Below are 13,956 nucleotides of genomic sequence, written 5' to 3'. Positions count from 1 at the left end.
TAAAAACCCCTGCGACGGTTCACGGCTCGAAACGTCCCTCGTCGGTGACGACGGTGTCGACCAGCCGGGTCGGGGTCGCGTCGTAGGCGGGGTTCTCGACCGCGAACCCGTCGGCGGGCTCGCGCATCACCTCGCTGGCCGGCCGGAACTCGTTCTCGAAGGCGAAGCCCTCGTCGACGAGCTTGGCCGCCGAGCCGATGACCGCCACCGGGACGCCCGCGTCGGCGGCCGTCGCGGCCAGCGGGTAGGTCCCCACGCGGTTGTACAGCGTCCCGTCGACGATGCAGTCCATCCCCACGACCACGCGGTCACACTCCGGGAGGTAGTGGCCGCTGGCGCTGTCGACCAGCAGGTGGGTGTCGACGGCCTCGAACTCGGCGAGCCGCCGGGCCATCTTCCGGCCGAGATACCGCGGCCGGGCCTCCGTAACGTAGACCGTGAACGAGCCACCCTCCTCGACGGCCCGGGTGACCGCCGAGAGCACCGTCGTCGAGTAGTCGTGGACCAGCAGCGTGTCGTCGCCGGCGACCAGTTCCGCCCCCCGCTCCGCGGCCCGGCGTTTCCCCGCCTCGACGGTCTCGACGACCTCGGCGATGGCCTCCTCGGTGAGGCGCTGTGCCTCCGCGACGCTGTCGGGCGAGGCGCCGGTGACCCGGTCGACGATCCGGCCCTGGGTGTTGTGCAGCGAGGCGTGTGAGGGGTTCGCCCGCCGGAGGGCGTTGCTGTTGCGCTCCAGCGCGCGCAGGTACTCCTCGACGGCCGGGAACTCCCGGTCGGCCAGCTCCCCCAGCGCACGCGCCGCTTTGACCGCCACGACCGACGAGGAGTGGGTCTGCATGTCGGCGATCTCGTCGGCGGTCTCGTCTATCATACCCGACCTCTCGGGCGGCCCGACTAAATGGGTTTTCCCGGCGAGGGCGGACCGACGGCCTGCCGAACCCGGACCCGGCGGTCCGGCGGGCCGTCGGATCCGGACCCGGCGGTCCGGCGGGCCGTCGGATCCGAATCCGGCGGTCCGACGCCGCCCTATCCCTTGATGTTACAGACCGGGAACGTGCGGGCGACGCGGTCGCCGATCCCCAGGGCGTCGGAGACGCGGATCACCTCGTCGACGTCCTTGTAGACGCCGGGGGCTTCCTCGGCGACGGTCGCGCCGCTCTGGGCTCTGACGTAGACCTGCTGGCGGTCCTGCAGGTCCCGCTGGACGTCCTCGCCCCAGAACTCGTCTTTGGCCTGCGTGCGGCTCATCAGCCGGCCGGCACCGTGGGCCGTCGAGCCGAAGGTCTCCGCGAGCGACTCCTCGCCCCCGCGGAGGACGTAGCTGCCCGCCCCCATGCTGCCGGGGATGATCACCGGCTGGCCCACGTCGCGGTAGGCCGCCGGGAGTTCTGGCCGGCCGGCCGGGAACGACCGCGTCGCTCCCTTCCGGTGGACGAACAGCTCCCGCTCCTCGCGGCCGGTGTCCTCACCCGCCGGGCCGACCGCCACGTCGTGGACCTCCCGCTTCGCGATGTTGTGGGCCACGTCGTACAGCAGCTCCATCCCCAGCTCCTCCCATTCCGCGTCGAACACGTCCGCGAAGACCTGCCGGGTCTGGTGGGTGATCAGCTGGCGGTTGACCCACGCGAAGTTGATCGCGGCACACATCGCCCGGTAGTACTCGTCGGCCAGCTGCGAGCCCGCCGGCGCCGCGGCCAGTTCCTTGTCCGGCAGCTGGTTCAACAGCCCCTGGTGGGTTTGCTCGATGTCCCGGAGGTAGTCGGTGCAGACCTGGTGTCCGAGCCCGCGGGACCCGCAGTGGATGAGGACGACCACCTGGTCCTCCCGGAGGCCGAACTCCGCGGCGACGTCCTCCAGGAAGACGTCGGTGACCCGCTGGACCTCCAGGAAGTGGTTGCCCGATCCCAGCGAACCGACCTGGTTCTTGCCGCGGTCCCTGGCCTTCTGCGAGACCGCGCCCGCGTCGGCCTCTGGCCGGTACCCTTCGTCCTCGCAGTGGGCCAGGTCCGCCTCGACGGCGTAGCCCTCCTCCAGCGCCCAGTCCATGCCGCGTTCGAGGATGGCTTCGACGTCGGCCATGCTCCCCTCGTAGACGCCGCCGCCGCCGAGCCCGGTGGGTACCGCCTCGAACAGCCGGTCGACCAGCTCCTCCTCGCGGCCCCGGACGTCGTCGTAATCGAGGTCCGTCCGCACCATCCGGACGCCGCAGTTGATGTCGTAGCCGATCGCGCCGGGACTGATACAGCCGTCCTCGGCGTCGATGCCCGCGACGCCGCCGACGGGGAAGCCGTAGCCCTGGTGACCGTCGGGCATGCAGACTGCGTACTTCCGGATACCGGGGAGGTGAGTCGCGTTGCGGAGTTGCTGGAGCGTCCTGTCCTCCTTGATCTCCTCGAGCAGTGCCTCGCTGGCGAACACGCGAGCGGGCACGCGCATCTCCCCTTCCTGTGGGATCTCCCAGACGAACTCCCGGACGCGCTCGAGCGTGACGGGGCCGGCGTCGAAGGTGGTCATACCCGAACGTGGACGAGCGACGGTCAAATAACGTTCGACCGGCGGGGACAACCCTTATTTCCCGGCCGGAAAGTCTGTGATGCATGCCACAGGCCGGCGCCACAGGAGACGCCCTCTCTCCGGCGGCTGCGCCGGTGACGGAACTCCTGCTCCCGCTGCAGGGGCTGGCTCAGCCCTCCTGGTTCCCGGAGTGGATCCCGGAGTGGGTGTTGCCACTCGTCGCCTCGGTTCTGGTGGTCGTCCTGTCGTGGGTTGCAGGCCGGCTGGTGGTCAGGCTGTTCGGCCGGCGGATCGCCCGCCGGTTCGAGCGTCCCAGCCTGACGCGGACGGCGCTTCGGGGGCTCCGGCTGGTGGTCTACCTGCTCGGGTTCTTCACCATCCTCCGGATCAACGGCTTCGACCTCGGAAGCATCGCGCTGTCGGTGACGGTGTTCTCGGCGGTCGTGGGTGTCATCCTCGCGCCGATCGTCGGCAGCGTCATCAGTGGCGTCTTCCTGCTTGCCGACCAGCCCTACGAGATCGGCGACATGGTCGAGCTCGACGACGGGACCAGGGGGTTCATCGACGACATCACCCTCCGGTACACCAAGATGCTCACGCTCGACAACACCTTCCTCGTGATCCCGAACGGGACCATCCGCGAGCGCGACGTCACCAACTACTCCGCGGAGGACACCCGGACCAGGCTGGCGCTGGACGTGCTTGTGACCTACGAGAGCGACATCCCGGCGGCCCGGGAACTCATCGAGCGCGCCGCCCGGAAGGTCGACGTCGTCATCGAGGGCGGCCCGCGGATCCGGGTGGGGGCCGCCCGCTACCCCGCCGCGCCCACCTGCTACATCGAGGCCTACGCCGACAACGGTGTCAACCTCCGTCTCCGCTACTGGGCCAAGGAGCCGTACAAGCTGCTGACCACCAGGTCACGGGTCCAGGAAGAGGTCTGGACCGCGCTCGAGGAGTCCGACGCCGACATCGAGATCGCCTACCCCCACACCCACCTGATGTTCGACGAGACCAGCGGCCAGCTCAACGTGGCCACTGGCGGGGTGGACCGGCCGGCGGTCGACGGGGACGGCCGACGGACCGCGGGGAGCAGGGTGCCGCCCTCGGTGCCGGAGGAACCCGGCGACGAGGGTTAGTCCGAACTCGCGGTGACGACCTCGGCGTCGAGCTCGTTTTTGAGATACCCCTCGATGTCGGGGTCGTCGGTGAGCCGGCGCATCATCCGCCGCCACCGGCTCGCCTGTCGCTTCCCGACGACCACCACGTCGGCGTCGCCGGCGGCGACCTCCTCGAGGATCGTCTCCTCGACGAGCAGCCCCCGCCGAACGACGTAGCGCGCGTTCGGGATCGTTCCGAAGGCGCGCTCGACGGCCTCGCGGAGCTGGCGGCGGGTGACGCGCCCGTTGTCCTGGTAGAGGTTGACGTGGAGGACGGTCAGGGCTGCCTCGCGCTCCTCGGCGATCCCGATAGCCTCCTCCAGCGTGGCCCTGGAGCGGTCGCTGAGAGGGTACCGGACGGGGACGACGACCTGCTGCATTGCCGGGGCGTAGGGGGTACCGGTACATAGGGGACACGTCTTTGGCCGTGGCCGGGCAAGGGGGGGTATGGAGACGATCGTCGGCCCCGACGGAGCGACGCTGTACCGCGACGAGCAGCCGGCACGCCGCGGCTCGAAGGCGCCGTTTTATGTCGTCTACAGCGACGCCGACCGCGAGAACCGCTGGGGCTTCTACTGCGGGAACTGCCACACGCTGGACAACGCCGTCGACCCGATGGGGCGGGTCCAGTGCAACGAGTGCTCGAACCGCACGAAAGCCGAGGAGTGGGACGCCGCCCACGAGTGATGGCCGCCGCGGACCGTCGTGTCAGTGTCAATGGAATAACCTTATGTCGCGTGCCGTGGTAACGAATCACAGATGTCCACCGTCACCGGGACACTCCACCAGCGGGCCAGGACCGTCTTCTCCGACCTCGGGTACGTGACCTCCGGGGACGGACGCACGTTCCGCGCCGAGCGCAAGTGGCGGATCGTGCACGTGACACCGATGCCCGAGCCGGAGGCACCGCCCGACTCCGGCGACCTCCGGTGTTTCGTCACGTGGGTCGAGAACCTCGCGGCGGTCGAGCGGCGGCTGGAAGCGGCCGCGCCGGACTACGAGTGGGCCCTGATCGGCGTCGACGGTGACGGCTACGTCGTCCGGCAGTGCCCCTCCGACGCGCCGGGCGGTCGCTGAGCGCGATCGCGGCACCCGCCAGCCGCCGAAACGCGGCTTTATATATCAGGCAGGCAAACGGTACGCATGTTCGTCGGGCACGGACTGGTGGCCTTTGCGGTCGTCGCCAGCCTCGCCGCCGGCCGCCTGCCCCGCGAGCGGGCGCTGCTGGCGGGCGTGCTGGCGGGCGCGTTCGCGACCGCCCCCGACGTCGACATGCTCTTTGCGGTGCTCGGCGCGGCCGACGCGGCGAGTGCGGCGGGTGCCGCGGAGTCGTTCTGGGCGGCCACCGACACCCTCCACCGCTCGGTGACTCACTCGCTGGTCGTCGGGGCGGTCGCGGCCGCCGGGCTCGGCGCCTGGCGCGCTCGCGCCCGTCGGCTGGCGCTCGCCGGCGCCCTCGCGGGGGCCGGGGGGCTCGTCGGCACGGTCTGGCTGACCGGCGGGCCGCTCACCGCGGCGATGCTCGGGGTGTTTCTCGCCGCCGGCCTGGGCGTGGCGCTGGTCGCCGAGCGACTCGGCTTCGGGCCGCGGGCGGTCGCCGGGCTCGCCGCGGTCGGCTTTCTCTCCCATCCCTTCGGTGACCTGCTGGCTGGCGGGCCGCCCGACCTGCTGTACCCGCTGGGGTGGCAACTGTTGACCGAGCGGGTGGCCCTGTCGCCGGACCCGACGGTCCACCTGCTGGCCGCCTTCTTCGTCGAGCTGGCGGTCATCTGGCTGGCGCTGGTGGTCTTTCTCCGGCTGCGCGGGCGCGGGGTCCGGTCGGTCGTGAGACCCCGGGCGGCGCTGGGTGTCGCCTACGCGGTGGCCGTGCTCGCGGTGCCGGCTCCGACCGTCGAGGTCGCCTCCCCCTTCGTCGTCAGCGTGCTCGCGGTCGGGCTGGTGGGCGTGCCGGTCACCCGGCGCCCCCGGCCGCTCCCGGCAGTCGCGACGGGACTGACCGCGGTCACGCTGGCGGCCCTCGCGTACGCGACCGTCTACGCGCTGGTGTGAACCCGCGTCGACACCGTGCTCGGGGCACCGCACGGCCGGTACCCTTTCGGGGCCCGCCGCCGACAGGTGAGCGTATGGAAGAGACGAGCATCGAACGCCTGCTGCGCGACGAGCGGCTCAACGCCGCACTCGCGTGGGTCGTCGTCGCCGGGATCGGGCTCACCGCCGTCGGCTCGGTGCTGGCCGGCGACCTGCTGTGGGGCGTGTTCGCCACCGCCGTGGCTGTCATCGTACTCCTGCCGCCGCTGGTCTTCGCGGACCCGAAGGTGATGCTCCCCTGGGAGGTGCTCGCGCTCGCAGCCCTGCCGGTGCTCGGGCGGACCGTCGCCACCCTCCAGGTGACCAACCGGGTCGGGACCTACCTCTCGGTCGCGGCGCTCGCGCTGGTGGTCGTCGTCGAACTGCACGCCTTCACCTCGGTCTCGATGTCACCCTCGTTCGCCGTCGCCTTCGTCGCCATCGCCACGATGGCCGTCGCCGGAGTCTGGGCGGTCCTCCGGTGGACTGTCGACGTCTGGCTCGGCACCGGCTTCCTCCTCGACCCCGCACTGGACGGGTACGCCATCGAGCGCGGGCTGATGCTCGAGTTCGTCGCCTCGACGGTAGCGGGCCTGCTCGCGGGAGTCGTCTTCGAGTTCTACATCCGCCGCCGGGCGCGGGTCCGTCGCCGGATCGGGGGAGCTCCATGACGTCCCGCCGCGGGACAGGACGGGGAGAGCGATGAGGCTCCGCGACCGGCTCGGAGTCAGCCGGCGCCGCCAGAAGCAGGCTGCCTGGGCCATGGAGATGGGACTGGTGGGCATCTTCTTCGTCGGGCTCTACCGGGGCTCGACGACCATCGTCGTCAACGCGGGGGTCGGGCTGCTCGTCACGCAGTTGCCGCCGGTACTCGAGCGGGACTACGACATCCCGATGGACCCGGCGCTGACGCTGTGGATCACCAGCGCGGTCTTCCTGCACGCCTTCGGCGTCCTCGGATTACCGGGCAGCGAGACCAACCTCTACGGCTCGGTCCCGTGGTGGGACCATGTCACCCACGCGCTCTCGGCCTCGGTCGTCGCGGGCGTCGGCTACGCGACCGCCCGGGCGCTCGACGCACACTCCGAGGAGATCGCGCTTCCCCCGCGGTTCATGTTCGCCTTCATCCTCCTGTTCGTGCTCGCCTTCGGCGTGTTCTGGGAAGTCATCGAGTTCGCGCTGGGGGAGGCCGCACGCGCAGTGGGCAACCGGGCACTGCTGACCCAGTACGGGCTCGAGGACACGATGCTCGACCTCGTGTTCAACACTATCGGCGCCGTCGTCGTCGCGGTCTGGGGGACCGCCCACCTCACCGACGTCGCCGGCTACATCGAGCGGCAACTGGACGCCCGGAAGTCGGGCTGATTTTAGGCTCCCCATCCCAAGTCGGTTCGAATGGTCTTCGAGACGGTCACGACGCTCGCCGCCGGCGCCGTCTTCGGCCTCGCGCTCGCGGCCCCGCCGGGCCCGATGAACGCCGTCATCGCCGAGGAGAGCGTTGTCCACGGCTGGCGGGCCGGCTTCACCGCCGGGCTGGGCGCGATGACCGCCGACGCCGCCTTCTTCCTGCTCTCGCTGGCCGGCGCGGTGGCCGTCGTCGACCGGGTCCCCCTCCTGCGGGCGGGGATGGTCGGGGTCGGCGGCCTCCTGATGCTCTATTTCGCGTACGGCGCCGCCCGCGACGTGACGGCCACGCTTGCCCCCGAGGAGTCGACGGGGAGAAGTGCCGGCTTCCGGAAGGCGCTGGTGCTCGCGCTGACCAACCCCTACCAGGTCGTCTTCTGGCTCACAGTCGGCGTCGGCCTCCTCCGGCCGGGGACCGTCGACGTGCTCGCACAGACCCCTTACGTCGGCGACGCGCTTTCGGGCCTGCTGGTCGTCCGGACCGGGAGCCCGGCGCTGCTGGTGGGCCTCTTTGCCGGGATCCTCGTCTGGATCGTCGGCTTCCCCGCGCTGCTGGTGGCCGGGAAACGGCGCGTCGACCGGGCGACGCCCATCGTCGCCGGCGTGAGCGCGGCCGTGCTGGCGGGCTTCGGCGTCGCCTTCCTCTGGGACGCCGCGGGGACGCTGCTGTAGCCTGCCGCCCGGGGGTGGCTACTCCAGGTCGACCTCGGCGACCTCGTCGTCGAGCCACTCGCGGAACCAGACCACGCGCTTCAGCCGCCGGTGGGCGATGTCGTAGGCGGTCTGACTCTCGATGCGTTCCTTCGCGTCCTCGCCGCGCTCGAGCACCCGGCCGACCATCTCGGCGGCGTCCATGTGCGTGCGGGACTCGTAGCCCATCCGCAACATCATCAGCGCCGCGCCGTTTGCCCCGACCTTGTCGAGGACGTCGGCCTCGATGAGACACTGGGTCTCGAGCGGGAGCCTCGTCAGGTCGCCCTGGTAGGAGTGGTCCCGGACGGCGTCACACACCTGGTCGACGAACGAGTCCGGATAGTCGCAGTGCGTGGTGAGGTACTCCCGGGCGATCCGGGCACCCTCCTCGGCGTGGACGTCCTGCTCGACCTCCAGCTTGGCGATGTCGTGAAAGAGGGCGGCGACGCGGGTGACGTCGGTGTTCGCCCCCTCGGCCTCGGCGATCTCCGCCGAGAGTTCGACCACGTTCCGGATGTGGTTGAACCGGTACTCCGCGGAGTGCCAGGGGTACCACCGCATCCGGCCGCCCTCCTCCTCGCTCTCGACGCTGGCAGTGAGGTAATCCCGGACGAACTCCTCCATCGCCGCGAACTCCTCCTCGGAGACCGGCGATTCCTGGATCTCAACACCCACAGTACCCCCTCCAAACGGCGCGTGCGTTGTTCATCTTGCTTACTTGAAGGTCTGTTTGACTCTTTAGCGTTACGACAACCGGGTCAGCGCTGTCCGGACGGGCAGATCCGGCGGAAAGTAAGAACAGATGACAGGTGTTCGGGCGCCAGGTCACGGCCCGGCGGCCGGGTTCCGGGTCGTGTTGGTCAGGTGGTGAGTCTTTATTGCGGTCCCGCCCGTACAGGTCGCCATGGAGGTCCGCACCGCGAGGCCGGGAGACAGACCCTCGATCCGGGACGTCGCGCGGCGGTCGATGCAGGCGTCGTACTCGCTCGACCCCAAGACGATCGTCGGGGCCATCGAGGAGTGGTACGACGAGAGTCGGCTGATGGACGTTTTGGAGGACGACGGGAAGCTGTTGCTGGTGGCCGAACACCGCGACCAGGTCGTCGGGTTCGCCGACAGCGTCGTCACGGGCGAGGGGACAGCCGAACTGCTGTGGCTCCACGTCGACCCGGACTACCGCAGCGAGGACTACGGCCAGCAGCTGTTCGAGGCGACCCGCGACCGGCTGGCCGAACGCGGCGCCGCCACGCTCCGGGGGCGCGTGCTCGCCGACAACGCCGACGGGAACGCCTTCTACGAGCGCCAGGGGTTCGTGAAGGTCGGCGAGACCGAGGTGGAGATCGACGGCACCCCGCACGTCGAGAACGTCTACGCCGAGGACGAGCAGGTCCGCCTCGAGCCCGTCGAGGACGACGGGCGGACGGTCTACGTCGACCACGAGGACCAGGAGCGGGGGTCAGTGGCGCCGTTCGACGTCGTCTACACCAGCGAGGACGGGGAGGACCTCTACGGCTACTGGTGTTCGAACTGCGAGAGCCTCTCGAACGCGATGGACCCGATGGGGCGGATCCAGTGTGACGCCTGTGGCAACGCCCGCAAGCCCACGCGGTGGGACTCCGCGTACATGTAACCGGAGGCAGGACCGGATCCGGAGCGTCCGGCCGGCTCTCAGAACCGTATCTCGACGTCCTCTTCTGCGACCTCCTCGGCGACTTCCTCGTGGAGCTGTTCCAGCTCCTCCCGGTTCTCGGCGATGCCGGTGGTGACGAGCAGACGGATCGCCCGGGAGACCTTGATGTCGACGGGGTAAAACTCCTCCTCGGGGACGAAGAGGAGGTGGCCCTGGGTGGGGTTCGGGCTGCCCGGCATGTAGACGTTGTAGGTGTCCTCGTCGGGCGGGGAGGCGTGGTCGGATGTCTCGGCGGTGACGAAGCCGAAGGAGTAGACCCCCTCGCGGGGATACTCGACGAGGACGACGCTCTCGAAGCGGCTCTCCTGGCGGGTCAGCGCGTCCGAGACCTGCCGGACGCCATTGTAGACGACACTCAGGATCGGGACCAGCCCGATGACCCGGTCGACGACCCCGAAGACGTAGGCGCCGGCGCTGCGCTGGGCCAGATAGCCGAGGCTGGCGATGGCCAGCACCAGAATGACCAGCGCCAGGACCTCGGCGACGACCTCGATCCCGACGAGCGACACCAGCCCGATGCTCTCGACGATCGGGGTCAGGAAGCCGCGTATCCAGCCGAAGACGAGCTGGAACGCGATGACCGTGACCAGAAGCGGCGCGATGAGCGCGACGCCGGCGACCAGACTCGTCTTGACCGTCCTCGTCAGTCCCATGCGCTAACCCCGACCGAGTCCGCAAAAAGCGTGGCGCTACCGCTCGTCGAACCGGTTGATGTACCAGGGCGGCGGCCGGACCGCCACCTCCCCGAACGAGCCGTACGAGACCGAGGTCTCGACGGTAGCGCGCTCGTCGTCGCTAACGATGGCGTAGCTGACCGAGAGGTTGTGGACGACCCCGCGGCTGTCGACCAGCGCGACGGCGGTGTAGTTCCGGGTAAACAGGTCGGGGAACGGGCGCGGTGTCCCGTTCGCGACGAGACGGTACAGCCGGCGCCCGTCACGGTCGACGACCCCGGTCAGCTCGGTCTCCGGCGACGAGAGATACCGGTCGACGAGTTCGGTGCGATACGTGTCGGGGTCGGGGCCGACGGAGCCGGTAACCGGCGCCGACCGGAACGACGTGTTGCCGTACAGCGGGGCGGCGACGTACCACTCCCCGTCCGTGAAGTAGACGCCCGCCCGCACCCTGTCGCCGGCCTCGTTCTGGAGGGTGGCCCTCGAGCGGTAGGCGTCACCGGCGACGGCGAACCCCGTCGTGTGGGTGACCCCCGGCTGTGGGATGGAGCCGAACAGATACCGGTCGAGGCTGGGGTCGGCCGGTGTTGCGCTCCCGTTCGCGAGCGGCTGGTGGCGCGTGACCGTGAGCGCGTACGACCGCCCCTCGAGGCGCTGGCTGTGGGCCCGGCCCAGCGTCGCGGCGTCGTCGATCCCCTCCCGGGTGACGCCGGGAGGCAGCAGGTCGGCCGTCCCCGGGGGGTACGTCTCGGGGAACTCGCCGGCGTTCTCCGTGGAGACGGCGGCGGCTGCCTCGGCGGCCTCGCCGGTCCCGCTCGAGGCCGCCTCGAGGCCGGCTTCGGGGGTAGCCGGCCCGGGCGCTCCCGACCCGCCGAGCGTCGCGAGCGCGACCGCGACGAGGACGACCGCGAGCCCGACCCCCGCCACGCGCAGCCCGGAGCCGAGGCTCGGGCCCGACGGGGTAAGCGAGCGCAGGTGCCTGCCGAGGGCCGCAGTGACCGGGAGCCGCAGTCGCTCCGGCGGTGCGCCCAGGTGACGCTCACAGAGGTCGTCGGCGACCGGCCGGTCGACCGCGTACAGCAGCATCTCCGCCAGGTCCCCGGGGGCGAGCACCCGGGTGTCCCCGTCGACCCGGTCGGCGACCCACGCTGGGTCGCCGAGCACGACGACAGCGTCGTGGTCCAGGGCGGGCAGCGGGGTGGCGCCCAGCCGGGACGGGCTGACCACGCCGAGCGTGGCGGTCTCGCTGCCGCGAGTCGCCTCCAGGACCGTACCGGAGCCGTCGGCTCCGTGACCGTCTGGGGAGCGTATCTCGTAGCCTCTGGCTGCCCAGAGGTCGGCGACGAACTGTCTGCCGGCCGCGATACCGAGCCGCCGGAGTCGCGCCGCGACGGCCCGCGCTCGCGGGCTGGACAGACTGGTCTGCTCACCCGCTGCCGGGCGGTCGCTCCCGGCCCCGCGCCCGCTCATCCGGCGGCGCCCCCCCGATGCGGGCGAGCGACAGCCCGTGAGAACATCTGACTGGAAGCTACGGGCCTCACAGACATATGCGCTTCTCCCGTGAGCGTGGGCAGTGCGTATGCGTCACAGGCGTGGGGAGATAGCCACACCAGGAGGCGCAACCCGATGTCACTCACGCGCCGCCGGCGGTTTCGACCGGTGACGAGAGGTACTGGGGGAGGTCAGTCGTGCTGAGGATACCGACGACCTCCTCCTCGACGACGGGCATGTGGTTGAACCCCTCCTCGAGCAGGCGGGCGGCGACCGCCTCGACCGGAGTGTCGGGGGTCGTCGTCGCTACGCCGGTGGTCATGTAGTCGCCGACAGTCGCCTCGGCCGGGACAGCCTCTTCGGCAGCCATGTGGATGAAGTCCGTCGAGGTGAGGATGCCCACCGGCAGGCAGTCCTCGTCGACGACCGCGAGCGACTTGATCCCCTTCTGCTCCATGGCCCAGGCCACCTCGGAGAGCGGTTCGTCGGCCTCGACGGTCATCATCGGCGCGGTCATGAGCTCCCGGACTGTCGCGTCGGCCATGACTGATTCCTGTTGCACACGGTCAAGTCCGTTGGCATGGCGGCGAGTTCGGCTGGCTGTGGCTGCTGGAACGGGACCACTCCACAACCCTTATTGAGATTTCGTGCTATTATGTGTCATGGCACAATCAGCCACACCGGGATTCGGGATCGACGCGGACTGGTCGGAGATGTACGTCGGCGGGGAGTGGGTACCGGCGGGCGACCGGGGGACGATCTCCGTCGAGAACCCGGCGACGGGCGAGGTTGTCCACGAGGTGCCGGCAGGGACGGCGGCCGACGTCGACGACGCCTTCCAGGCGGCCGCGGCCGCACAGGAGGCCTGGGCAGACAGACCGCCCCAGGACCGCGCCGAGGTGGTCCAGAACGCGATGGCGCTGCTGGACCAGCACGCCGACGCGCTGACGGAGCTGATGGTCGCCGAGTCGGGCTCGACGGTACTGAAAGCCGCCCTCGAGGTCGAGGAGGCGACGATGGGAATGCTGGCGGAGTCGGCCAGCTTCCCGATGCGCTCGCAGGGGTCGACCTCGGAGTCGACGACGCCGGGCAAGCGAAACGAGGTCACCCGCGAGCCGGCTGGCGTCGTCGGCGTGATCTCGCCGTGGAACTTCCCGCTACACCTGGCGGTCCGGTCGGTCGCGCCGGCGCTCGCACTGGGGAACGCGGTCGTGCTCAAGCCCGACGAGAACACCCCAGCCGTCGGCGGGCTGGCGGTCGCCCGGCTGTTCGAGGCCGCCGGGCTCCCCGGCGGCCTGCTGAACGTCGTCACCGGGCGCGGGGAGCCGGCCGGCGAGCGGGTCGCCGCGAACCCCGAACTGGACGTGCTCTCCTTTACCGGCTCGACGGAGGTCGGCCGCCACGTGGGCGGGCTGGCCGCGGAGAATCTCGCCCGGCCGGCGCTCGAACTCGGCGGGAACGCCCCGTTCGTCGTGCTCGACGACGCCGACATCGACGAGGCCATCGACGCCGGCGTCTTCGGCTCCTTCGTCCACCAGGGCCAGGTCTGTATCGCCATCTCCCGGCACATCGTCCACGAGTCGCTGTACGACGAGTACGTCGAGCGGCTGGCCGAGCGGGCCGCGGCACTGCCGGTGGGTGACCCGTCGAACCCCGAGAACGCGCTCGGCCCGGTGATCAACCAGTCACAGCGCGACCGGATGATGGACTTTCTGGAGCGGTCGGTCGAGGCCGGTGCGACCATCGAGGCCGGCGGCGACTACGAGGACCTGTTCGTCGAGCCCACGGTCGTCTCGGGCGTGACGAACGACATCGGGCTCGGCTGTAACGAGCAGTTCGGCCCCGTCGCACCCGTGATCGAGGCAGAGAGTAACGAGGAGGCCGTCAAGATCGCCAACGACACCGACAAGGGACTCTCGGCGGCGGTCTTTGGCGAGCAGGGCCACGCCCGCAGGGTCGCCGACCGGATCGAGGCCGGGATGGTCCACGTCAACGACATGTCGGTCAACGAGGAACCGCACACCCCCTTCGGCGGCGTGAACGACTCCGGGCTGGGCCGGTACAACGGCGAGTGGATCATCGAGGAGTTCACCGAAACCAAGTGGATCTCCGTCCAGGAAGAGCCCCGCGAGTACCCGTTCTGAACAGTCCGGACGGGGGTCTCGCTCCCCGCTCGACCCCGACCTGTGGGTGGGTGTCGGCGGCGTCGGCGGACCGTCGACCGGCGGCGACCCGGAACCCGCTCGGCGGTGGATTGAAACCC

The 13,956-nt window shown here is 70.4% G+C and carries 16 protein-coding genes; 9 read left to right on the top strand and 7 right to left on the bottom strand.

Going from position 1 to position 13,956, the window contains the following annotated elements; translation table 11 throughout:
- Positions 1–19 precede the first annotated feature (19 nt).
- Entirely contained in the window at positions 20–871 is an 852-nt protein-coding gene (locus tag GN153_RS02775) for a translation initiation factor eIF-2B (protein WP_159899542.1), read from the bottom strand.
- A 155-nt stretch (positions 872–1,026) separates the two neighbouring features.
- Positions 1,027–2,514 (bottom strand): RtcB family protein, encoded by a 1,488-nt coding sequence (locus tag GN153_RS02770; protein WP_159899540.1) that lies wholly within the window; start codon positions 2,512–2,514, stop codon positions 1,027–1,029.
- A gap of 83 nt (positions 2,515–2,597) precedes the next feature.
- On the opposite strand from GN153_RS02770, the gene GN153_RS02765 reads away from it, so the two are divergent.
- On the top strand, positions 2,598–3,653 hold the full coding sequence (locus GN153_RS02765) for a mechanosensitive ion channel family protein (RefSeq protein ID WP_159899538.1): 1,056 nt from the start codon (positions 2,598–2,600) through the stop codon (positions 3,651–3,653).
- Here GN153_RS02765 and GN153_RS02760 read toward each other — a convergent pair.
- Positions 3,650–4,054, bottom strand: a complete 405-nt coding sequence (locus GN153_RS02760) for a universal stress protein (protein ID WP_159899536.1) — start codon at positions 4,052–4,054, stop codon at positions 3,650–3,652. The two genes, GN153_RS02765 and GN153_RS02760, sit on opposite strands and share 4 nt — an antisense overlap.
- Before the next feature lie 67 nt (positions 4,055–4,121).
- Here GN153_RS02760 and GN153_RS02755 point away from each other — a divergent pair, with 67 nt between their 5' ends.
- The 6 genes from GN153_RS02755 to GN153_RS02730 all read left to right on the top strand — a co-directional run bounded on the left by GN153_RS02755 (position 4,122) and on the right by GN153_RS02730 (position 7,817).
- Positions 4,122–4,361, top strand: a complete 240-nt coding sequence (locus GN153_RS02755) for a DUF5816 domain-containing protein (protein ID WP_159899534.1) — start codon at positions 4,122–4,124, stop codon at positions 4,359–4,361.
- Positions 4,362–4,433: 72 nt separating this feature from the next.
- Positions 4,434–4,751, top strand: a complete 318-nt coding sequence (locus GN153_RS02750; RefSeq protein ID WP_159899532.1) for a DUF7116 family protein — start codon at positions 4,434–4,436, stop codon at positions 4,749–4,751.
- Positions 4,752–4,817: 66 nt separating this feature from the next.
- Positions 4,818–5,723 carry a metal-dependent hydrolase gene (locus tag GN153_RS02745; protein WP_159899530.1) on the top strand — a complete coding sequence of 302 codons (906 nt, stop codon included), beginning with the start codon at positions 4,818–4,820 and terminating at the stop codon, positions 5,721–5,723.
- A gap of 74 nt (positions 5,724–5,797) precedes the next feature.
- Positions 5,798–6,412, top strand: coding sequence for a hypothetical protein (locus GN153_RS02740; protein WP_159899528.1), 615 nt, complete (start codon positions 5,798–5,800; stop codon positions 6,410–6,412).
- Between the two features lie 31 nt (positions 6,413–6,443).
- Positions 6,444–7,106: a hypothetical protein gene (locus GN153_RS02735; RefSeq protein WP_159899526.1), complete on the top strand. Its 663-nt coding sequence runs from the start codon at positions 6,444–6,446 to the stop codon at positions 7,104–7,106.
- Between the two features lie 30 nt (positions 7,107–7,136).
- Positions 7,137–7,817, top strand: a complete 681-nt coding sequence (locus GN153_RS02730) for a LysE family translocator (protein ID WP_159899524.1) — start codon at positions 7,137–7,139, stop codon at positions 7,815–7,817.
- Between the two features lie 18 nt (positions 7,818–7,835).
- On the opposite strand, the gene GN153_RS02725 is transcribed toward GN153_RS02730, so the two are convergent.
- Positions 7,836–8,513, bottom strand: a complete 678-nt coding sequence (locus GN153_RS02725) for an HD domain-containing protein (RefSeq protein WP_159899522.1) — start codon at positions 8,511–8,513, stop codon at positions 7,836–7,838.
- A 229-nt stretch (positions 8,514–8,742) separates the two neighbouring features.
- Between GN153_RS02725 and GN153_RS02720 the strand changes: the two genes are divergently transcribed.
- The gene (locus tag GN153_RS02720) at positions 8,743–9,468 is read left to right on the top strand and encodes a GNAT family N-acetyltransferase (RefSeq protein WP_159899520.1); all 726 of its coding nucleotides are present in this window, start codon (positions 8,743–8,745) and stop codon (positions 9,466–9,468) included.
- Positions 9,469–9,506: 38 nt separating this feature from the next.
- On the opposite strand, the gene GN153_RS02715 is transcribed toward GN153_RS02720, so the two are convergent.
- The 3 genes from GN153_RS02715 to GN153_RS02705 form a co-directional block, all read right to left on the bottom strand.
- Complete coding sequence (locus tag GN153_RS02715) at positions 9,507–10,181, bottom strand: DUF502 domain-containing protein (protein WP_159899518.1); 675 nt, start codon at positions 10,179–10,181, stop codon at positions 9,507–9,509.
- Positions 10,182–10,217: 36 nt separating this feature from the next.
- Positions 10,218–11,672, bottom strand: coding sequence for a hypothetical protein (locus tag GN153_RS02710; RefSeq protein ID WP_159899516.1), 1,455 nt, complete (start codon positions 11,670–11,672; stop codon positions 10,218–10,220).
- A 163-nt stretch (positions 11,673–11,835) separates the two neighbouring features.
- Positions 11,836–12,237, bottom strand: coding sequence for a CBS domain-containing protein (locus tag GN153_RS02705; RefSeq protein WP_159899514.1), 402 nt, complete (start codon positions 12,235–12,237; stop codon positions 11,836–11,838).
- Between the two features lie 118 nt (positions 12,238–12,355).
- Here GN153_RS02705 and GN153_RS02700 point away from each other — a divergent pair, with 118 nt between their 5' ends.
- The gene (locus tag GN153_RS02700; protein ID WP_159899512.1) at positions 12,356–13,837 is read left to right on the top strand and encodes an aldehyde dehydrogenase family protein; all 1,482 of its coding nucleotides are present in this window, start codon (positions 12,356–12,358) and stop codon (positions 13,835–13,837) included.
- The last annotated feature ends 119 nt before the right edge of the window (positions 13,838–13,956 follow it).

Source organism: Salinirussus salinus (assembly GCF_009831455.1).
GTDB classification, from domain to species: domain Archaea; phylum Halobacteriota; class Halobacteria; order Halobacteriales; family Haloarculaceae; genus Salinirussus; species Salinirussus salinus.
The sequence above is the reverse complement of the archived record's forward strand: the minus strand, read 5'-3'. Positions and strand labels throughout refer to the sequence as shown.